A 19,159-nucleotide genomic window follows, 5' to 3' on the forward strand; every position below is an offset into this window, starting at 1 on the left:
TAATAACCGCTCTGGTCATATTCGGAGTAGAGACGACCAGTTGAGCAAGTGTTGCCGCGAACGATACGTCGCGACGGGACCCGATCCCGCGCTGGTCGACTACGATACATGACCGAGGACACAGCAACGATCGACGACGATGTCGCACAGCGCCCCGAACCGACGCCACCGAGTTCGGCCGTGCCGCGAGCGGCGACCTGGACGGTCTGGACGCTCTTTCTGGCCAGCCTCGGGGTTCTCGCGTTGACGGTTCGAGGGGGAGCCGGCTGGGAGTTTTCGACGCTCCTGCGGATCGACGGGCTGACCGCAGTCATGTGGGTCGTGGTCACGTTCTTCAGCGGGATCGTCCACAGCTACTCGCGGCGCTACATGGCCGGCGACCGCGACATCGAGCGGTTCTTCGGCCGCGTGTTCGGCTTTACCCTCGCCGTCATGACGATGACCGCGGCGAACCACGTCGCGCTGTTCGTGGCCGCGTGGCTGGCGATGGGCCTGCTGCTGGCCGGCCTCATCGGCCACGTCCGCGACTGGCCACAGGCCGGAGCCGCCGGCCGGGTCGCCCGCCGCTACTTCCTCGCCAGCAGCGCCCTGCTCGCCGGCTCCGTTGCACTGCTGGTTTGGGCGACCGGCGCGACGACGCTCACCGGTATCATCGCGGGGCTCGAGGGCGTCTCGCGGACGGTCGTGCTCGTCGCCGCTGCGGGGGTCGTCCTCGCGGCGATCATCCAGTCGGCGCTCGTGCCGTTTCACGGCTGGCTGCTGTCGTCGATGACCGCGCCGACGCCGGCGTCGGCCCTGATGCACGCCGGCTTCGTCAACGCGGGCGGGGTCCTGTTGACCAGGTTCGCGCCGCTGGTCGGCGACGAACTCGTGATCATGTCGGCGATCGTCCTCGTCGGCGCGGTCAGCGCCCTGCTCGGGCAGGCGATGATCCTCGTCCAGACCGACGTCAAGCGCAAGCTCGGCAGCTCGACGATCGCCCAGATGGGCTTTATGATACTCCAGTGCGGGCTCGGCTTCTTCGCCGCGGCCATCGCCCACCTCATTCTGCACGGCTTCTACAAGGCGTATCTCTTCCTCTCGTCGGGTGCGGGCGTCGAACGCGCGGCTCCCAAAGACGCGGGCCACACCGAACTCGGCTTCTCCGGGATCGCCGTCAGCCTCGTGACGGCCGTCGGCGGCGGCGCGCTCTTTGGCGTCCTCACCGGGAAGGCGACGAGCCTGACGCTGAACAGCGGTACCGTCCTGACGCTGGTCGTGGTCCTGACGACGCTGACCGCCGCCCGGGACATCCTCCGGCGCTCGACCCTGCCGACGTCGGTCAGGTTCGTCAGCGTCCCGCTGGTCGTCCTGACCGCCATCGGCGGCTACGCCGTGATGTTCAACGCCGTCTCGTCGATGCTGTCCGGCGTCCCGATGACTCACGTCTCGACCGAGATGACCGTCGTCCACTACCTCGTCGTCGCCCTCTTCGTCGGGGCGTATCTCGTCGCTGAACTGGGCTGGTATCGCTCGAGCGAACGCCTCTACGTCGCCCTGCTGAACGTCTCCCAACCCGATCCGTCGACCGTCCTCACCAGCACGGAGGAATACAATGACGCGTAACACCGACGACGCCCGTCGCATCGAAGCGAGCATCGACCGCGCGGCCGAGCGCATCGGCTCGGTCTGGCCGCTGCACTCGTTCGTCACGGCCAACCCCCTCTCGGGGTTCGAGGACGAGCCGTTCCACCGCGCCGTCGCGGAGGCCGAGGAACTGTTCGGCGGGCGGGGCTACCCCCACCCGTCGGTCTTCCGCCGCGCCTGGGAGTCGGGCCGGATCGACGCCGAGACGCTCCGAGCGGAACTCGCGGCCCACGGGATCGACCGCGACCCCGAGACGCTGCTCGAGGAACTGGCTGAGACCGAAGCGGCCCGGGACGCGGCCGATCCCGGCGACGCGACCGAGGCCGTCGATCGGGTCCTCTCGAAGTGGCTCGCGGCCTTCCTCGACGAGGGCCAGGCCAAGTGGCCGATGCCCAACCGCGAGGACGGGTTCTACCGAGCGTGGCGCGCGGTGGCCCCCCACGACGGCGACGTGCCCGGCCCCGCCGACGCCGACGACCTCCCCGAGACGGCCATCGACGCGCTCGAGTCGGTCCTCGGTGACTACCCCGAGGGGCGCTGGGTCGACATCCTCGAGGCCCACCTCGCGGCGCTGCCGGGCTGGAGCGGGTTCGTCGTCCAGCGGACCGACGACGACGTCGACCCGTGGCAGGCGCAGTACCCGATCACGCTGGCCCAGTACCTCGCGGTGCGGCTGACGATCGCGGACCTGCTCGACGCGCCGATCGATCTCGACGCCGGCGACGGGACCGACGGCGACGACGCCGACGCGGTCCCGCTGCCCGAGATCTGGCTGACCGCCTGGGAGAAGAGCTACCGCGAGCGGCTCCTCGAGGGGATCGACGACGCCGTGACCGATCCCGCAACCGCCGGGGACGGCGGCCATCCGGCTGCCCAGCTCGTGTTCTGTATCGACACCCGCTCGGAGGTGATCCGCCGCCACATCGAGGCGCAGGGTCCCTACGAAACCCACGGCTACGCGGGCTTTTTCGGCGTGCCGATGCGCCACCGCGGCTACGAGGCCCCGGCCGACACCGACGCCTGCCCGCCGATCGTCGACCCCGAACACCGGGTCGTCGACCGACCCGCCGACGCCGAGTCAGCCACCGCCCGCGACCGCTGGACCGGGCTCGCCACGGCCGCGCGCAACCACTTCACGACGCTCAAGTCCAACCTCGTCGCCGCCTTTACCTTCGTCGAGGGGGCCGGCAGCGCCTACGGCTCGGCGATGGCGGCCCGGACGCTGTCGCCGTCGACGATCGCCACGCTCGAGTCCGCCATCGCGGAGCGCGTCCCGAGCCGCCACGAGGCCGCCGCGCCCGCCGTCGACTACGACGCGTACGACGATCACGACCACGCCGACCACGACCTCCCGCAGGGGCTGAGCCACGAGGCGAAAGTCGAGTACGCCCAAAACGCCTTCGAACTCATGGGCTGGACCGAGTTCGCCCGACTGGTCGTCTTCGCGGGCCACGCCAGCGAGACGACGAACAACCCCTTCGGCTCGAGCCTCGACTGCGGGGCCTGCGCCGGCAACCCCGGCGGGCCCAACGCCCGCGTCCTCGCGGCGATCTGTAACGACACCTCTGTCAGAGCGACGCTCCGTGAGCGCGGGATCGACATCCCCGAGGACACCGTCTTCCTCGCGGGCGAACACAACACGACGACCGACGAGATCACCCTCTTCGACGACGACGTGCCCGAGAGCCACCGCGAGGACCTCGAGTCCCTGCGCGCGGACCTCGCTCGCGCCCGCACCGGGGCCGCCGCCGAGCGCACCGCGTCGGCCGACGACGAGGCGGCAGTCGACGAGGTCGAGCGCAAGGCGGCCGACTGGGCCGAGACCCGCCCCGAGTGGGGGCTGGCCGGCAACGCTTCCTTCGTCATCGGGCCGCGCGAACTCACCGCCGACCGGAACCTCGACGGCCGCGCGTTCCTCCACTCCTACGACTGGTCCGTCGACCCGGACGGCGACGCCCTCGAGGCGATCGTGGCGGGACCGCTCGTGGTCACCCAGTGGATCAACAACCAGTACTACTTCGCGACGGTCGACAACGGCGTCTACGGGAGCGGCTCGAAGGTCACCCAGAACCCGGTGGGCAACGTCGGCGTCGTCCAGGGCAACGGCGGCGACCTGCTGACCGGCCTGCCGCTACAGTCGCTCAAACTCGACGACGAGCGTCCGTTCCACCAGCCGCTGCGCCTGACCGCGGTGATCCACGCGCCCCGCGAGCGCGTGACCGAGATCCTCCGCGACCACGAGGACGTCCGAGAACTGCTCGACAACGGGTGGATCGGCGATCTGACCGTCGTCGATCCCGAACGCGATAACGAGTCGTTCCACTACGCGGGCGACCTCGAGTGGGCGAGCCATCGCGAGGAGGCAACCCCGGAGGCGGCGACGCCGACGGAGACGACGCCGGTCGCGGAGTCGACGGCCGACGACTGACGCTCCTCGCGGTCGCCGTCACTCCACCGATTCGTCGCCGTACAGCAGACTTTTCACCGCCGACTCGTCGCCCGCCGGCACCCGATCGGCGAGGACGTCGGGGTCGGTCTCGCCGTCGACGCTGACGAGATACGCGCGCCCCGGTTCGTCGCCGTAGACGCCCTGGAAGTCGTAGACGAAGCCGTAGACGTCGACCCGGTCCGGGACCTCGTCGGCGGCACACAGCGAGCGGGCCTGATAGTCGACGTTGTACTCGACGAGCCGGTTGATGACGGCCTCGTCGTCGGCATCGCGGTCGATATACTCGCTCTCGAGGGCCTCCTCGACGACGGGGACGAGCATATCGACCCACTTGTCGACGCCGCGCGGTCCGGGCGGGTCCTCGCCGATCGCGACCCGGTAGGCGGCGGTGACGGCTCCGCAGCCGGTGTGGCCGACGACGGCGACGGTATCGGTCCCGGTGTGGTGAATCGGGTAGAGGACCCCGCCGTCGACGATCCGGTCGCCGCCGTCGTCGTCCCAGACCTGATTCCCGATGTTGCTGGGCGTGAAGACCGCTCCCGGCCGATCGACGTCCCACATTCCCTCGTGGGAGACCCGCGAGTCGGAACAACAGACCGCGACGACGGACGGGTGCTGGCCGGTCTGGACGTCCGCGAAGTACTCCTCGGGCAGCGACTCGACGTGGCGGCGGTTGCCGGCGAGTAACCGCTCGAGGGTATCGCGATCGGTTCCCATACTCGAGCTACATGAACGGTGATGAAAAAGGTTCGACCCCAGTGTCCCATCGTGGGAAGACGGCTATCGCGCCGACGCCTCGAGGTTCCGCGAGCCAAATATTCACCTATGACCGTCTCGATAAGTGGGTATGGAAGAAACCAGACAGTGGCAACTTGCAAGTCGACCCGTCGGCGAACCAACTCACAACAACTTCGAGCTCGTCACCGTCGACCGGCCCGAACCGGACAACGGCGAGGTACTGGTCGAGACGCTATATCAATCAGTCGACCCGTACATGCGCGGGCGCATGCGCGACGCGGAATCGTACGCCGAACCCTGGGACGTCGGCGACCCGATGAAAGCCAGCGTCGTCGGCGAAGTCCTCGAGTCCAACAGCGGCCGGTTCGCCGAGGGCGATATCGTCACTGGTGACCTCCTCTGGGCGGAGCACGCCGTTGCGGACGCGAACGAACTCCAGCGAGTCAACCCCGACCACGGACCGATCTCGACCGCGCTGGGCGTCCTCGGAATGCCCGGCGTCACGGCCTACTGGGGGCTGAACGACGTCGGTGATCCGAAACCCGGCGACACGGTGGTCGTCTCCGCCGCTGCGGGCGCGGTCGGCTCCGTCGTCGGCCAACTCGCCCGCCTCGCGGGTGCACGAGTTGTCGGTACCGCCGGAAGCGAGGCGAAGATCAACTGGCTCACCGACGACCTCGGCTTCGACGCCGCGATCAACTACAAGGAGACCGACGACCTCTCGGCCGCGATCGACGAGGCCTGCCCCGACGGCGTCGACGTCTACTTCGACAACGTCGGCGGCCCGATCACCGACGCCGTCTGGCCCCGGTTGAACGTCGACGCCCGCGTCGCGGTCTGTGGCCAGATCGCGCTCTACAACGCAACCGAGGTCCCGACCGGCCCGCGGAAACTCGCCAAACTCATCGAGTCCCGCGCGACGGTCCAAGGGCTCCTCGTCAGCGACTACCAGCCCCGGTGGGGCGAGGCCCTCGAGCGGCTCTCGACGTTCGTCCAGAACGGCGACGTGCAGTACCGCGAAAACGTCGTCGAGGGCTTCGAGAACGCACCCGACGCGTTCCTCGGCCTGTTCGAGGGCGACAACATCGGGAAGCAACTGGTTCAGGTCGCCGAGTACGACCGCTAACTCCGATTCCCGTCTCGACTGTGGCAGGCGCTGTCGCCGGGTTCGGTCCCATCACGTAGACCGGAATCGGACTCTCGTTACCGAATCCAACGGGTTCGCGAAGCCTCTCCTTGCCGTCCGTTTCCCGAACGGCTAGCGACCTCTAACCGGTATGGCTCATGCGTCTCGCTCGCGACACGATTGTCGGTGCCTCGAGCCTAGATTAGTTACGATACCCGTCCCATCGAGACGACCAGCTGGCCACTGTCTCAAAAGTACCCTACCTTGGCCACCGACACGGTATCGCGTCGATTTCCCGGGATTCATCGTTGACGATAAATATTCCTCCGATCGGGTTGCTCGAAGAGCGACCGAACACGTCGATCGATATCCCACTTGGAACGTGACTCTCAGCGCTTTCAGTGAGCGGGCAGGCGACGGTCGTTTGCTAGCGTATCAGATACGACTTCTCTGTATCCTACTCTTTTTTCCACCAGTTCTCGGAATGTTTATATTATGGTGGCCCGAAGCACTGATATGTACGATCTCACTGGCTTCCAGCGTGATCTGCTGTACGTAATCGCCGGGCAGGACGACCCACACGGACTCGCGATCAAAGCGGAACTCGAAGAGTACTACGAGAAAGAGATCCATCACGGCCGACTCTATCCCAACCTCGACGATATCGTCGACAAGGGCCTCGTCGAGAAAGGGGAACTCGACCAACGGACGAATTACTACACGATCACGGCTCGTGGCCGGCGTGAACTCGACGCCCGGCGAGAGTGGGAAAACCAGTACGTTGGCGATCGTCTTTCAGACTCGGAGTAAGGGCTGCGTACCCGTTCTCAATCGATCTTCTCGAGTATATCTACTCGTGTCCTCGTGTGGTATTCCCTCTCTTTGGATCAACGGTTCGTAGCCCTTAAGTAGTGGTCGGCGATTACAGATATATCCGAAGAAGACGTGATCGATGGAACGTTCAACTCGTTCCGTCATCCCGGATGGATCGAACCCGAAGGGGTTATGTACCCCGGACGGCGTACGATTACATCCGCAAGAGATGAGGATTCCACCCCTGCGGTCCGCCGTACAGATGGGATCTGATGTTAGCCTTGGTAGTTCGGTGACGCTCGATCGGTCGACGATCCGTGTCATCGAACGTGGACCCATTATGTGTGAGTGTGTACTAACATTCACCGCCAACAGACCCTCCCCACACGGGGAGTAATATAGCATTCCGGTTGATCCTGCCGGAGGTCATTGCTATTGGAGTCCGATTTAGCCATGCTAGTTGCACGAGTTCAGACTCGTAGCAGATAGCTCAGTAACACGTGGCCAAACTACCCTATAGACGGCGATAACCTCGGGAAACTGAGGCTAATAGCCAATACGGTTCGACACCTGGAGTGGTGTGAACCGGAAACGTTCAGGCGCTATAGGATGTGGCTGCGGCCGATTAGGTAGACGGTGGGGTAACGGCCCACCGTGCCCATAATCGGTACGGGTTGTGAGAGCAAGAGCCCGGAGACGGTATCTGAGACAAGATACCGGGCCCTACGGGGCGCAGCAGGCGCGAAACCTTTACACTGCACGCGAGTGCGATAAGGGGACTCCGAGTGCGAGGGCATATAGTCCTCGCTTTTTGCGACCGTAAGGTGGTCGCAGAATAAGTGCTGGGCAAGACCGGTGCCAGCCGCCGCGGTAATACCGGCAGCACGAGTGATGACCGCTATTATTGGGCCTAAAGCGTCCGTAGCTGGCCACGCAAGTTCGTCGGGAAATCTGCGCGCTTAACGCGCAGGCGTCCGGTGAAAACTGTGTGGCTTGGGACCGGAAGATCCAGAGGGTACGTCCGGGGTAGGAGTGAAATCCCGTAATCCTGGACGGACCACCGGTGGCGAAAGCGCTCTGGAAAGACGGATCCGACGGTGAGGGACGAAAGCTCGGGTCACGAACCGGATTAGATACCCGGGTAGTCCGAGCTGTAAACGATGTCTGCTAGGTGTGGCACAGGCTACGAGCCTGTGCTGTGCCGTAGGGAAGCCGTGAAGCAGACCGCCTGGGAAGTACGTCCGCAAGGATGAAACTTAAAGGAATTGGCGGGGGAGCACTACAACCGGAGGAGCCTGCGGTTTAATTGGACTCAACGCCGGACATCTCACCAGCATCGACAATGTGCAGTGAAGGTCAGATTGATGATCTTACTGGAGCCATTGAGAGGAGGTGCATGGCCGCCGTCAGCTCGTACCGTGAGGCGTCCTGTTAAGTCAGGCAACGAGCGAGACCCACGTCCCTAATTGCCAGCAACACCCTTGTGGTGGTTGGGTACATTAGGGAGACTGCCAGTGCCAAACTGGAGGAAGGAATGGGCAACGGTAGGTCAGTATGCCCCGAATGTGCTGGGCGACACGCGGGCTACAATGGCCACGACAGTGGGATGCAACCCCGAGAGGGGACGCTAATCTCCGAAACGTGGTCGTAGTTCGGATTGAGGGCTGAAACTCGCCCTCATGAAGCTGGATTCGGTAGTAATCGCGCCTCAGAAGGGCGCGGTGAATACGTCCCTGCTCCTTGCACACACCGCCCGTCAAAGCACCCGAGTGGGGTCCGGATGAGGCCGACGGAACGTCGGTCGAATCTGGGCTCCGCAAGGGGGCTTAAGTCGTAACAAGGTAGCCGTAGGGGAATCTGCGGCTGGATCACCTCCACAGACCGGGACTGGGGCGTCGCCCCAGCCCACCTTAGCGGTTTCACGTTCGATCGACCAGCGTCTGGCCGATCGGGCACCTTTGAACTACCGAGGCTAACATGATACGCTCTGTCCGCCCGAGAGGGTGGACGTGGGCCCATAGCTCAGTGGTAGAGTGCCTCCTTTGCAAGGAGGATGCCCAGGGTTCGAATCCCTGTGGGTCCATGTCTCGGAGGACGATCGAATCGTGCCCCTTAAGTGGGTTAGCCGATTTCGATCTAATCCGAACAACGAACCGATGCACCACCCCGTGTAAACGCGGGTGGGAAGGGTTAATGCATGCCGCGTCTACGGCGTGCAGATGAGACCGTGTGTACGTGTAGTCCAGGCGTCCACTGGACCCGTTCCCGGGTCACTACGTGGTTGTAACATCCGTTACGACTGCCGATCCGATGAACGTGGCTACTGTGCCAGCTGGTGGATCGCTCGGCTTGAGAGCTGATGAAGGACGTGCCAAGCTGCGATAAGCCTGAGGGAGCCGCACGGAGGCGAAGAACTCAGGATTTCCGAATGGGAATCCCCACCGCAATTGCTTCGCGCAATGGGGAACGTCGAGAATTGAAACATCTTAGTATCGACAGGAAAAGAAAGCAAACGCGATGTCGTTAGTAATGGCGAATAAACGCGACAGAGTCCAAACCGAAGCCCTCACGGGCAATGTGGTGTTCGGACTGACGATCACTTTCCGAAAGCCGACACGAAGTCTCTTGGAATAGAGCACGAAACAGGGTGACAGTCCCGTATTGTCGACGAGTAAGAGACGAGTCAGTTCCAGAGTATCGGGGGTTGGATATCCCTCGTGAATATCGCGGGCATCGACCGCGAAGACTAAACACTCCTCAAGACCGATAGCGAACAAGTAGCGTGAGCGAACGCTGAAAAGCACCCCACGAAGGGAGGTGCAATAGGGCGTGAAATCAGTTGGCGATGGAGCGACAGGGCACACAAGGTCCCGGACAAAACGAGCGAGGCGCGAGCCTCTAGTAGGAAGTTTGGGAAGCCGGTGTTCTGTCGTACGTTTTGAAAAACGAACCAGGGAGTGTGCCTGTTTGACGAGTCTAACTCGATTATCGAGGAAGGCGCAGGGAAACCGATATGGCCGCAGTGCTTTGCACCAGGGCCACCGTGTTCAAGCGCGGGGAGTCAAACGGGCACGACCCGAAACCGGACGATCTACGCAAGGGCAAGATGAAGCGTGCCGAAAGGCACGTGGAAGTCTGTTAGAGTTGGTGTCCTACAATACCCTCTCGTGACCTTTGTGTAGGGGTGAAAGGCCCATCGAGTCCGGAAACAGCTGGTTCCAACCGAAACATGTCGAAGCATGACCTCTGCCGAGGTAGTTCGTGGGGTAGAGCGACGGATTGGGGGACCGCACTCCGAGAGGAGTGCGCCCCCCTGTCCAACTCCGAACCTACGAACGCCGTTTGACGCAGGGAGTCCGGTGCACGGGGTAAGCCTGTGTACCGTGAGGGAGACAACCCAGAGCTGGGTTAAGGTCCCCAAGTGTAGACTAAGTGCGATCGAAGGTGGTCTCAAGCCCTAGACAGCCGGGAGGTGAGCTTAGAAGCAGCTACCCTCTAAGAAAAGCGTAACAGCTTACCGGCCGAGGTTTGAGGCGCCCAAAATGATCGGGGCTCAAGTCTACCACCGAGACCTAGCAGTGCGGCTCACACCGCAATCTTGTAGGTTGGCGTTCTGTTCGGGTGGAAGCACGGAAGAGATTTCGTGTGGACCGTTCAGTAACGAAAATCCTGGTCATAGTAGCAGCGTTAGTCGGGTTAGAACCCCGACGGCCGAACGAGTAAGGGTTCCTCAGCAATGCTGATCAGCTGAGGGTTAGCCGGTCCTAAGTCTGCCCGTAAGTCGAAGCAGACAACAGGGAAATAGGTTAATATTCCTATGCCAGTGTGCACTCAAAGCTGACGCTTTGGGGCCGCCTGAGCCGGGCTTTCGCCCGGTCGAACTGTCGAAGAGCGTGGAAGCCGTAATGGCACGAAGCGTTCGAATGGCAGGATCGCGTAAGTCAGGTCTACCCAGAGCCCGTGAAAAGGCGAGCACACTGTCCGTACCGAGATCCGACACAGGTACTCATGGCGGCGAAAGCCAAGGTCTGTCGGGATCAACCGACGTTAGGGAATTCGGCAAGTTAGTCCCGTACGTTCGCAATAAGGGATGCCTGCCTCGCGAAGAGGCAGGTCGCAGTGACTCGGGCGCTCCGACTGTCTAGTAACAACATAGGTGACCGCAAATCCGCAAGGACTCGTACGGTCACTGAATCCTGCCCAGTGCAGGTATCTGAACACCCCGTACAAGGGGACGAAGGACCTGTTAACGGCGGGGGTAACTATGACCCTCTTAAGGTAGCGTAGTACCTTGCCGCTTCAGTAGCGGCTTGCATGAATGGATCAACGAGAGCGCCACTGTCCCAACGTTGGGCCCGGTGAACTGTACGTTCCAGTGCGGAGTCTGGAGACCCCCAAGGGGAAGCGAAGACCCTATAGAGCTTTACTGCAGGCTGTCACTGAGACGTGGTCGCCATTGTGCAGCATAGGTAGGAGGCGGTACACAGGTACCCGCGCTAGCGGGCCACCGAGCCAGCATTGAAATACTACCCGATGGTGACTGCGACTCTCACTCCTGGCGGAGGACACTGGTAGCCGGGCAGTTTGACTGGGGCGGTACGCGCCTGAAAAGATATCGGGCGCGCCCCAAGATTTCCTCATCCGCGTCGGAGACGCGGAAAAGAGCGCAAGAGCATATGGAAGTCTGACAGTGTCCGGCACAACGACGGACGCTGACGCGAAAGCGTGGTCTAGCGAACCAATTAGGCTGCTTGATGCGGCCAATTGCTGACAGAAAAGCTACCTTAGGGATAACAGAGTCGTCACCCGCAAGAGCACATATCGACCGGGTGGCTTGCTACCTCGATGTCGGTTCCCTCCATCCTGCCCGTGCAGAAGCGGGCAAGGGTGAGGTTGTTCGCCTATTAAAGGAGGTCGTGAGCTGGGTTTAGACCGTCGTGAGACAGGTCGGCTGCTATCTATTGGGGGTGTTACGGTATCTGACGGGAACGATCGTATAGTACGAGAGGAACTACGATTGGGTGCCACTCGTGTACCAGCTGTCCGGAAGGGCACGTGCTGGGCAGCGACGCACCACGGGGTAAGAGCTGAACGCATCTAAGCTCGAAACCCACCTGAAAAAGAGATACCACAGAGATCACTCGTAGAAGACGAGTTCGATAGACTCGGGGTGTACGCACCAAGGCAACGAGGTGTTGAGCCCGCGAGCACTAATCGATCGAGCCACACATTCATACTACATCGCATTGGATCCGTGACGCGAGAACGGGTCCGGACGCAAACTGGACTACACGTATACTACGGTCTTGGACACACCGACCGATATTGGAATGACGACGGTTCGATTCCGTTGATCGGCATTACGGCGGCCACAGCGGCGAGGAACCTCCCGTACCCATCCCGAACACGGAAGATAAGCTCGCCTGCGTTACGGTGAGTACTGGAGTGGGCGACCCTCTGGGAAATCCGTTTCGCCGCCACCACTCATACTACTTTCAACCCCACACAGCGCCGGCTGTGTGGGGTTTTCTGCATATACTTGCAGTATATTCCTCTCCCAACGATTGTGCCGTACCGCTATGCTTAAACGAACGCAGTAACAACGATAAAACGCGCCAAGGTGGCAGAGTCCGGCCGAACGCAGCGGCCTGCAGAGCCGCCCACCGCCGGTTCAAATCCGGCCCTTGGCTTCACTCGGTTCTCTCTTGCAGAGTAATACCGCTAGTCGTTGCTTCGATCGTGCTTTCCCGGATAACAGTTTTTAAACTCGTCACGAACTAGCCCTCGATCCATCATCTAGTTCGTCGTATTGATGACGAGCGGAGGGAGCAAAACACGTCGTACGCTTGCCCGTTCCCCCGCATCACGTCATTTCTGGACTACGACCAACCGTCGCGATCACTACGCTCGTCACGGGTTGTTCCTCTCAGAAGCGTGCCGGATGCGTTCGAACTACGCGCCGAGATGTTCCGGTTCGTTCGCTTCGCTCACTTCTGGGCTCCGACTCATCTGCTTCAAATCACGCGTAGCCGTTTTGTCACCCGCGAGTTCGCTCGTAGTAACAGCGGGCCGGGCGCGATTTGAACACACGGTCGCTCGCACTGCGTGTTCCCTGCGTTCAAATCCCTTCGGATCCGTTGCTGACGGCTCACGAATTTGTTCGCCGTCAGAAAGCGGGCCGGGCGCGATTTGAACACGCGACCGTCTGGTTAAAAGCCAGACGCTCTGCCAGACTGAGCTACCGGCCCCGTGGTTTCCCTTTTCGGGGAGTCGCGGTTAAACGTTTCTTTCTCCGCTGCCGAGAGAGGGTATCGGTCAGAGACTGTCTTACTCGAAGTACTGTTCGAGTGCGTCGGTGACGAGTTCGCCGGGAGTGATTCCGTCGATGGAGGCACGTCGGCGGAGATCACGGTAGGTAGTCGGTGAGAGGGTGATCTCGAGTCGGCCGAGGACGACATCGTGTTCTGCGAGGGCCTGATCGATGGGGGTTCCGTCGTTGATGGCGCTGGCGGCGCTGCGGACGTCGCGGACGGTAAGGTCGCCGTCGAGGATGGCCCATGCGAGGAGGAGACGCGCTTCGCCGCCGACACGGGCGATGTGTTTGGCGGCGGTCGGAGCGATCCGACCGAGGGCGACTTGTTTGCGAACCGATCGGGGAAGATCGTGGACGCGGGCCCACTTGCGGATAAACGAGACGGTGGCGTCACCGCCGGCGCGTTCGGCGGCGGCTTTGTAGGAGCCTTCGCCGCGCACGAGGGCGGCACAGGCGGCTGCGCCGCGGAGCATGTACAGGTGGTCGTCGTTGGTGTTCCCGGCAGCGAACTGACGGACGGTTTCGGCGGCGTCCGCGAGGCTCTCCGGGTTATCGGGATCGAATTGGACGGCTTCCCGAGCACGGGTCCCGGCGACCGATTCGTCGCCCCGGATAACTGGTGCACCGACGGGGGATTCGCGGTCCGTCGGGATCGATCGACCGGTCTCGCCACGGCGGGGCGAACGATCACCGGGCCGGTTGTCAGTCATGGCTCTCGGTACGGGGTTCGTTGTCAAAAGGTCGTTGCCGTGGCGAAACGCTCGTGTTACTCCTCGCGCTGCTCGGCGAGGTGCTCCCAGATCTCCGTACAGCCGGCCCCTTCCTCGATATCGTCGAGGTGGGCGTCGTCACGCTCCTCGGTTTCCTGCTCGATCGGCTCTGGTTTGCATTCGGCTGCATCACTCATAGATAGCCGTTCGAATCCCGCCATCATAAGTATCGCTTCGGCCGCAAGCGATACCCCTGCTCGGTCTTACGGGAGGATTATGCCGCTATCTCTGACGGATTTTCCTTTTGACACGTCCGGGTGACGAGTGGGGACCGTTCGAGTCGTCCGCTCGTGACCGATAGCTCCGGGATCGATTCGTGTGGAACGAACGGATTCGTCCGTCCGAATCAATGGGGACCGCGATCATCGCACGACACAGAGCGATCGAAGACGAGTCGCGGTCGGGACCGTCCGTCGTCAAATCGTCGGTTCGTCGCCCCGCTCAAGGAAGCGGTCGTTCGAGGGCGATCGAGTTGTGGCAAAATAGGCCGATACGTGTGGCACTCGGGTCGGTGATTTTCGGAGTTGATAGTAAATATATGATACGGTTGGGTGTATCCGGGGACGCTCGGGTGGGAGTCGAGTCGAAGACGGTTCGATCGAAGTCCGGTTTCGACGACTCGTGACGGCCGCCAGTATAAGTGATCGGGGTGCGAGGATCGAACTGACATGTCCGATCGATTGATGACGGTCAACGCGCGGACGACGCTGGACTACGTCGAGGGGAAAGCGATCGGCGAGAGTTTCGAGTGGGAGTCGGTCGCCGTCGTGAACGCGACCGCTGACCGCGAGAATCCGGACGGTGTTCGTCTCCAGTTCGAACTCGACAACCTCTCGGAGGCGCACCTCCCGAAGCATATGATCGAACTCGAATTGACTCCGGCACAGGCTCGTGCGGTGGCCGCTGATCTCGAAACGCATGCCGACCGTGTCGAAGACGCTGGGGGCGATAGCAGCCACTGACAGTCACTGCACACCTGACCGCACGACAGCGTTGCGATCCGTGTGGAAATCGTTTCAGTGGCTCCTGTTGGTCTCGAGGCGTCACGATTCGGCCGCTGGCACCTCCCGTCGCAGACGACCGGCTTTTTCACTCGGCGGCTGAACGGCGGAGCTGGGTATACCATGAGTATAGACACGATTCAGGACCTGTTCCAGCACGGCCTCGAGGACATCTATCACGCGGAGGACCACCTCGTCGACGCACTCGAGTTCCTCGAGTGCGATACCGAGAGCGACGACATCTCACAGGCGTTTTCCGAGCACTGTGAGGAGACCCAGGGTCAGATCGACCGTCTCGAGGAAGTCTTCGACGTGTTCGGCGAGCCACCCGAGAGGAGTGTGAGGTATCAAAGGATTACTCGAGGAGTTCACGTCGATGGAGTCCGCCCAGGAGGTGATGGACTATCACAGCCGCCGAAAAGACCGAACACTACGAGAGCGCTGCCTACGGCAACCTGATTCCGCTCGCGGACCAACTCGGTATGGACGAGGCGACCGATCTGCTTGAGGAAACCCTTCGGGAGGAATAGGCTGCCCTCGACGAGCGCAAGGAGTTGACTGAAGGGTTCGAGATGGCGGCGATCCCGGCGGAGTGATCCATATCGTCGACGACAGCGATGCCGTGGACGGCGAGGAACAGATCCAGTACGCTGGTGAAGACGAGGAGTCGACGACTACCATCGGCGAGGAGGGGAGCGAGGAACGATTCGAGGAGGAGTAGTTCCGTTCAACCGTCCGTTTCGCGCCGGCTCGAGGCCGGTAATCGGTTTCTGGTTCGAGGCTGCCGGGACGCGTACGGCTTTTACTGTTCGACGCGTAACTGTCACGTGTGACAACGCCCGTACCGGAGGACGGTGAGGGGCTGTCGATCCGACCCGCGGAGCGTGCGGACCTCCTCGCGGTCGTTCGTATCGAGAACGCCTCGTTTTCTCAACCCTGGCCACACGATGCCTTCGATCGGTTCCTCGGCGAGCCGGGGTTTCTCGTCGCGGAGGCTGACGGCGAGGTCGCCGGCTACGTCGTCGCCGACGTGACCCAACAGATCGGCCGTGCGCTGGGCCACGTCAAAGACATCGCCGTCCATCCCGACCACCGCGGGAACGGCGTCGGATCGCGACTTCTGTCTCGATCGCTCGGCGTGCTTGCTGCCCACGGTGTCGGGACGGTCAAACTCGAGGTACGGTGCTCGAACGACGGGGCGAAACGGCTCTATCGGGAGTTCGGTTTCGATCCCCTCCGTCGGGTCCCCGAGTACTACGGCGACGGCGAGGACGCGATCGTCATGATTCGCAAGTTAGGATAGCGAGTTGCGGGACGTTTTCCCGTTTGCAACCGTACGTCGAGCTATGGGATACGCCTGTCCGGTCTGTGCTGTCGAAGAGGCTGACGCGGTTCATCTCGCGAACCACCTCGCGATAACTGCGTCACTCGGTCGCGAGGAACACCGCGAGTGGCTCGCGGAACACGCCCCCGACTGGGGCGAGTGTACCCCCGAGGAACTCGGCGAGATCGTCAGTCCACACGCGACGGAGATCGACACCCCCGAATTCGAAGCGGGGAGTCACGGCCACGACCACGGCCACGAGCCCGGTCGACCCGATTCGCTCGAGGATGGAATCGCCCGCCAGAGCCGCCAACCAGGCCGCGGATCGATGACGACTGAAACCGAGACCGTACTACGGGAAGCCGCGGAACTGACTCGCGAAATGCAGTCCTCGAGTGACGAGGCCGACGGAGCGAAATCGGACGCTGACGATCCGGACGACCCCGGCGGGAACGAAAACGCGTAACTGCCCGTCCACCGACTGTTCGGGTATGCACACGGTGGGGACGTTTACGTTCGAATCGGCCGCGGACGCACGAGCACAGTACGAGTCGGTCGGCCCCGCGGCCCAGACGGTCGTCCGGGAGGTCACGAAGGCCATGGCGTTCGACCGCGCGGAGTACGACGACCGTGTCACGAGCGAGGTTGTCGAAACCGCCCGGGACGCCCTCTTCGCGAGCCTCCTCGAGGTCCGCGTCGGAAACCGCGAGGAGTTCGAAGACTGGCGCGACTCCTACGACGGCGAGGTGACGACGGTCGGCCACGAGGACGTCGACCACGTCGTCTGGCATGCGGGACCGGACGGCGAGGCCGTCGCGGCGACGTTCCAGAACGAGGAAGCGGCGGCGGTGGCGACGCTCCGGCGGCAGGCGTTCGGACGCTTGTATCGCGACCTGGTATAGGTGACAGTTCGAACGCCGATCGGACCTCAACGGTTCGGACCCGGACCGGTTCGGCGGGAACGACTGGACGACGTGGTGGTGACATCCGTGAGTGGCTCGAGGTGACTGAACCGGTTGCCAGCGAGCAGTGCGTTCGTGACCGATCCCAGTAGTGATGGGGCGACCATCACCTATTATCCCCTCGAGCCCCCACTCTCGCCCGATGACAGTACCCGACGACTGGGAGTTACTCGAGGAGCGGACGGAGTACGAGACGGGCTGGTACGACGGCGGCTACGACCTCCTCAGACAACCCGACGGCAGCGAGAAGCGATATTACTGGGCGGACCTGCCCGCCGCCGTCGTCGTGGTCGCGCGGATCGACGGACGCGTCCTCGCGGACGCGGAGTGGAGTGACGACGGCGGTGCTGGGACCGGGACGGACGAAGACCGTCTTTTGTTCGTCGAACAGTACCGACCGACGATCCGCGAGACCCATCTCGAATTGCCCGCGGGAATCGTCGAGGACGGGGAGTCATACACGACAGCGGCCACCCGAGAACTCGAGGAGGAGACCGGCTTTCGGCCGTCGAGTACGGCCCTGCTACAGGAGTACGCCGTCGCGACCGGCGTCTTACGACACGATCGCGCGATCGTCTACGCCGAGGGGCTCGAGCCCGGCGACCGGGAACTCGACAGCAACGAGTTCCTCGAGGTGACGACGGTGCCGGTGGGCGACGCCCTCGAGCGCGCTCGCGAACAGCCGTCGAACGATGCGACGCTAGGAGGGTTGTTGGTGGCACAAGCGGACGGGGTACTCTAACCTGCGACCGATGTCGGCAGCCCTCCACAGGGGGAGAGACCGCGTTCGCCCCTAAAATTGGGTGCCGTGCCCGGACCGTCCACCGGTCCGTCCACGACCGAGGAGGACGTAGAGTAAGAGGCCGAGGAGCCCGCCGAAGAACACGACGAGCGTCCAGAGCGCTGCACTGTGTGGACTGTTCGTCTGGGCGTCGGTGTACACCCACACCAGCGCCGCGATCTGGATGACGAACAACACGAGCGCGAACAGAACGATCGCACCGCCACCGCCTTGCATCGGAACGAGTACACTCATTGGGACCAGTATGTGAAAGAGACGACAACTCCAATATATGTTTTCTGTTCTGGCTACGGGATCGATAGCCGACGAGCCGTAATCGAACTGCCAGCGGCTCCAGTAGGGGGCCAAATCCGTATTCTTATTCACGTCGATACCCACTGTCACGGTAATGGACGGCGAAATCTCCACCGACGAGGTCAAGGAACTTCTCGAGGCGGATGCCGACGTTCGCATCGTCGACATCCGAGACGAGCGGAATTTCGAACACAGCCACATTCCCGGCAGCGAGAACATCCCCTTCCACGAACTCACGGAGCGCATCGAAGAACTCGAGGACGACGACCACATCGTCACCGTCTGTCCCCACGGGAAGGCGAGCGTGCAGGCTGCACAGCTCATCGGCTCCTACGAGGGGACCGCCGACGCACGCGTCGAGAGCATGGCGGGTGGTCTCGACAAGTACGGGATGAAGTTCGGGCTCGTCCGTGAGGCGGAAGACGAGGACGAACCGGCCGGACGCGAATCCCCGTTCTGACGCCCCGAGCGGAGGTCACGCCGTCGTTTCGAGCCAGCTCCTTGCGAGGGTGATCGACTACCTGTGAGACGAGCGACCGCGACTCTCCGGGAGGGTCGCGACTGGTCGAGATGCGAAATAAGAAACGATTCGAGAGCGGCGGCGCGGTCGTGGGTTCGGAAGTCGTCTCAGAGCATTGCGGGCATTAGGCGACGTTGAAGCCGCGGTCCCGAAGGAACTCCTCGATGCGGCCGGTGTGGTTCCCCTGGAGTTCGATCTGGTCGTCCTCGACGGTCCCGCCACAGGCGAATTTTGACTTGAGATCCGACGAGAGACTGTCCAGATCGACGTCCTTCGGATCGAATCCTTCGACGATCGTTACCTCTTTCCCGTATCTGCGCTCGTCAATGCGGATGTTGAGTTGCTGTTGGCCCTTGGCCACGTCCTCGCAGACGCAGAGTTCTTGGGGCAGCCCGCACGTCGAGCAGACTTCCGACATTAC

16 protein-coding genes, 3 tRNA genes, 3 rRNA genes and 1 pseudogene are annotated in these 19,159 nt (G+C 62.5%); 17 read left to right on the forward strand and 6 right to left on the reverse strand.

Annotated elements, in window-relative coordinates; all coding sequences use genetic code 11:
• Positions 1 to 108 precede the first annotated feature (108 nt).
• Together J0X27_RS12015 and J0X27_RS12020 are read left to right on the forward strand one after the other, a co-directional pair.
• Entirely contained in the window at positions 109 to 1,605 is a 1,497-nt protein-coding gene (locus J0X27_RS12015) for a proton-conducting transporter transmembrane domain-containing protein (protein WP_207269425.1), read from the forward strand.
• A complete protein-coding gene (locus J0X27_RS12020; RefSeq protein ID WP_207269426.1) occupies positions 1,595 to 4,054 on the forward strand; it encodes a DUF2309 domain-containing protein in 2,460 nt (819 codons plus the stop codon). Before J0X27_RS12015 ends, J0X27_RS12020 begins: the two co-directional genes overlap by 11 nt.
• Positions 4,055 to 4,072: 18 nt before the next feature.
• Here the strand turns inward: J0X27_RS12020 and J0X27_RS12025 are convergent, their stop codons facing one another.
• Entirely contained in the window at positions 4,073 to 4,792 is a 720-nt protein-coding gene (locus J0X27_RS12025) for a carbonic anhydrase (protein WP_207269427.1), read from the reverse strand.
• Between the two features lie 130 nt (positions 4,793 to 4,922).
• Here J0X27_RS12025 and J0X27_RS12030 point away from each other — a divergent pair, with 130 nt between their 5' ends.
• The 7 genes from J0X27_RS12030 to J0X27_RS12060 all read left to right on the forward strand — a co-directional run bounded on the left by J0X27_RS12030 (position 4,923) and on the right by J0X27_RS12060 (position 12,442).
• Complete coding sequence (locus J0X27_RS12030; protein ID WP_207269428.1) at positions 4,923 to 5,939, forward strand: NADP-dependent oxidoreductase; 1,017 nt, start codon at positions 4,923 to 4,925, stop codon at positions 5,937 to 5,939.
• Between the two features lie 516 nt (positions 5,940 to 6,455).
• Positions 6,456 to 6,749, forward strand: coding sequence for a PadR family transcriptional regulator (locus tag J0X27_RS12035; RefSeq protein ID WP_207269429.1), 294 nt, complete (start codon positions 6,456 to 6,458; stop codon positions 6,747 to 6,749).
• A gap of 406 nt (positions 6,750 to 7,155) precedes the next feature.
• Positions 7,156 to 8,629, forward strand: a 16S ribosomal RNA gene (locus J0X27_RS12040).
• 134 nt (positions 8,630 to 8,763) lie between these two features.
• Positions 8,764 to 8,835: transfer RNA gene (locus tag J0X27_RS12045), tRNA-Ala, on the forward strand.
• Between the two features lie 228 nt (positions 8,836 to 9,063).
• Positions 9,064 to 11,984: ribosomal RNA gene (locus J0X27_RS12050) — 23S ribosomal RNA — on the forward strand.
• A 129-nt stretch (positions 11,985 to 12,113) separates the two neighbouring features.
• A 5S ribosomal RNA gene (rrf, locus tag J0X27_RS12055) occupies positions 12,114 to 12,235 on the forward strand.
• Together the 16S, 23S and 5S rRNA genes with 2 tRNA genes alongside form the textbook arrangement of a ribosomal RNA operon.
• 131 nt (positions 12,236 to 12,366) lie before the next feature.
• Positions 12,367 to 12,442: transfer RNA gene (locus tag J0X27_RS12060), tRNA-Cys, on the forward strand.
• A gap of 484 nt (positions 12,443 to 12,926) precedes the next feature.
• Here the strand turns inward: J0X27_RS12060 and J0X27_RS12065 are convergent.
• The 3 genes from J0X27_RS12065 to J0X27_RS12075 form a co-directional block, all read right to left on the reverse strand.
• Positions 12,927 to 13,000, reverse strand: a tRNA-Lys gene (locus J0X27_RS12065).
• 79 nt (positions 13,001 to 13,079) lie between these two features.
• Positions 13,080 to 13,775, reverse strand: coding sequence for a DUF7119 family protein (locus tag J0X27_RS12070; RefSeq protein WP_207269430.1), 696 nt, complete (start codon positions 13,773 to 13,775; stop codon positions 13,080 to 13,082).
• A 56-nt stretch (positions 13,776 to 13,831) separates the two neighbouring features.
• The gene (locus tag J0X27_RS12075; RefSeq protein ID WP_207269431.1) at positions 13,832 to 13,972 is read right to left on the reverse strand and encodes a hypothetical protein; all 141 of its coding nucleotides are present in this window, start codon (positions 13,970 to 13,972) and stop codon (positions 13,832 to 13,834) included.
• A 531-nt stretch (positions 13,973 to 14,503) separates the two neighbouring features.
• On the opposite strand from J0X27_RS12075, the gene J0X27_RS12080 reads away from it, so the two are divergent.
• The 7 genes and pseudogenes from J0X27_RS12080 to J0X27_RS12105 all read left to right on the forward strand — a co-directional run bounded on the left by J0X27_RS12080 (position 14,504) and on the right by J0X27_RS12105 (position 17,864).
• The gene (locus tag J0X27_RS12080; RefSeq protein WP_207269432.1) at positions 14,504 to 14,797 is read left to right on the forward strand and encodes a DUF6360 family protein; all 294 of its coding nucleotides are present in this window, start codon (positions 14,504 to 14,506) and stop codon (positions 14,795 to 14,797) included.
• A 162-nt stretch (positions 14,798 to 14,959) separates the two neighbouring features.
• Positions 14,960 to 15,432 (forward strand): annotated as a pseudogene (locus J0X27_RS12085) (DUF892 family protein).
• On the forward strand, positions 15,429 to 15,557 hold the full coding sequence (locus tag J0X27_RS18120) for a hypothetical protein (protein ID WP_277410051.1): 129 nt from the start codon (positions 15,429 to 15,431) through the stop codon (positions 15,555 to 15,557). Before J0X27_RS12085 ends, J0X27_RS18120 begins: the two are co-directional and overlap by 4 nt.
• Before the next feature lie 108 nt (positions 15,558 to 15,665).
• Positions 15,666 to 16,139 (forward strand): ribosomal protein S18-alanine N-acetyltransferase, encoded by a 474-nt coding sequence (gene rimI, locus J0X27_RS12090; RefSeq protein WP_207269433.1) that lies wholly within the window; start codon positions 15,666 to 15,668, stop codon positions 16,137 to 16,139.
• A 43-nt stretch (positions 16,140 to 16,182) separates the two neighbouring features.
• The gene (locus J0X27_RS12095; RefSeq protein WP_207269434.1) at positions 16,183 to 16,626 is read left to right on the forward strand and encodes a DUF5810 domain-containing protein; all 444 of its coding nucleotides are present in this window, start codon (positions 16,183 to 16,185) and stop codon (positions 16,624 to 16,626) included.
• Between the two features lie 25 nt (positions 16,627 to 16,651).
• Positions 16,652 to 17,062 carry a DUF5809 family protein gene (locus tag J0X27_RS12100; RefSeq protein ID WP_207269435.1) on the forward strand — a complete coding sequence of 137 codons (411 nt, stop codon included), beginning with the start codon at positions 16,652 to 16,654 and terminating at the stop codon, positions 17,060 to 17,062.
• A 202-nt stretch (positions 17,063 to 17,264) separates the two neighbouring features.
• On the forward strand, positions 17,265 to 17,864 hold the full coding sequence (locus J0X27_RS12105) for an NUDIX hydrolase (RefSeq protein WP_207269436.1): 600 nt from the start codon (positions 17,265 to 17,267) through the stop codon (positions 17,862 to 17,864).
• A gap of 51 nt (positions 17,865 to 17,915) precedes the next feature.
• Here the strand turns inward: J0X27_RS12105 and J0X27_RS12110 are convergent, their stop codons facing one another.
• The gene (locus J0X27_RS12110) at positions 17,916 to 18,158 is read right to left on the reverse strand and encodes a PLDc N-terminal domain-containing protein (RefSeq protein ID WP_207269437.1); all 243 of its coding nucleotides are present in this window, start codon (positions 18,156 to 18,158) and stop codon (positions 17,916 to 17,918) included.
• 154 nt (positions 18,159 to 18,312) lie between these two features.
• Here J0X27_RS12110 and J0X27_RS12115 point away from each other — a divergent pair, with 154 nt between their 5' ends.
• The gene (locus J0X27_RS12115; RefSeq protein WP_207269438.1) at positions 18,313 to 18,678 is read left to right on the forward strand and encodes a rhodanese-like domain-containing protein; all 366 of its coding nucleotides are present in this window, start codon (positions 18,313 to 18,315) and stop codon (positions 18,676 to 18,678) included.
• Positions 18,679 to 18,862: 184 nt separating this feature from the next.
• On the opposite strand, the gene yciH is transcribed toward J0X27_RS12115, so the two are convergent.
• A complete protein-coding gene (gene yciH / locus J0X27_RS12120) occupies positions 18,863 to 19,156 on the reverse strand; it encodes a stress response translation initiation inhibitor YciH (RefSeq protein ID WP_006183677.1) in 294 nt (97 codons plus the stop codon).
• Positions 19,157 to 19,159: the final 3 nt, after the last annotated feature.

Origin of the sequence: Natrinema longum (genome assembly GCF_017352095.1) — an archaeon.
GTDB lineage: Archaea > Halobacteriota > Halobacteria > Halobacteriales > Natrialbaceae > Natrinema > Natrinema longum.

Coding starts and splice junctions, on each gene's coding strand:
- J0X27_RS12100 (WP_207269435.1), top strand. CDS start 16,652: ATGCACACGGTGGGGACGTTTACGTTCGAATCGGCCGCGGACGCACGA.
- J0X27_RS12115 (WP_207269438.1), top strand. CDS start 18,313: ATGGACGGCGAAATCTCCACCGACGAGGTCAAGGAACTTCTCGAGGCG.
- J0X27_RS12095 (WP_207269434.1), top strand. CDS start 16,183: ATGGGATACGCCTGTCCGGTCTGTGCTGTCGAAGAGGCTGACGCGGTT.
- J0X27_RS12025 (WP_207269427.1), bottom strand. CDS start 4,792: ATGGGAACCGATCGCGATACCCTCGAGCGGTTACTCGCCGGCAACCGC.
- J0X27_RS12110 (WP_207269437.1), bottom strand. CDS start 18,158: ATGAGTGTACTCGTTCCGATGCAAGGCGGTGGCGGTGCGATCGTTCTG.
- J0X27_RS12035 (WP_207269429.1), top strand. CDS start 6,456: ATGTACGATCTCACTGGCTTCCAGCGTGATCTGCTGTACGTAATCGCC.
- J0X27_RS12030 (WP_207269428.1), top strand. CDS start 4,923: ATGGAAGAAACCAGACAGTGGCAACTTGCAAGTCGACCCGTCGGCGAA.
- J0X27_RS12075 (WP_207269431.1), bottom strand. CDS start 13,972: ATGAGTGATGCAGCCGAATGCAAACCAGAGCCGATCGAGCAGGAAACC.
- yciH (WP_006183677.1), bottom strand. CDS start 19,156: ATGTCGGAAGTCTGCTCGACGTGCGGGCTGCCCCAAGAACTCTGCGTC.
- J0X27_RS12105 (WP_207269436.1), top strand. CDS start 17,265: ATGACAGTACCCGACGACTGGGAGTTACTCGAGGAGCGGACGGAGTAC.
- J0X27_RS12070 (WP_207269430.1), bottom strand. CDS start 13,775: ATGACTGACAACCGGCCCGGTGATCGTTCGCCCCGCCGTGGCGAGACC.
- J0X27_RS12020 (WP_207269426.1), top strand. CDS start 1,595: ATGACGCGTAACACCGACGACGCCCGTCGCATCGAAGCGAGCATCGAC.
- J0X27_RS12015 (WP_207269425.1), top strand. CDS start 109: ATGACCGAGGACACAGCAACGATCGACGACGATGTCGCACAGCGCCCC.
- J0X27_RS12080 (WP_207269432.1), top strand. CDS start 14,504: ATGTCCGATCGATTGATGACGGTCAACGCGCGGACGACGCTGGACTAC.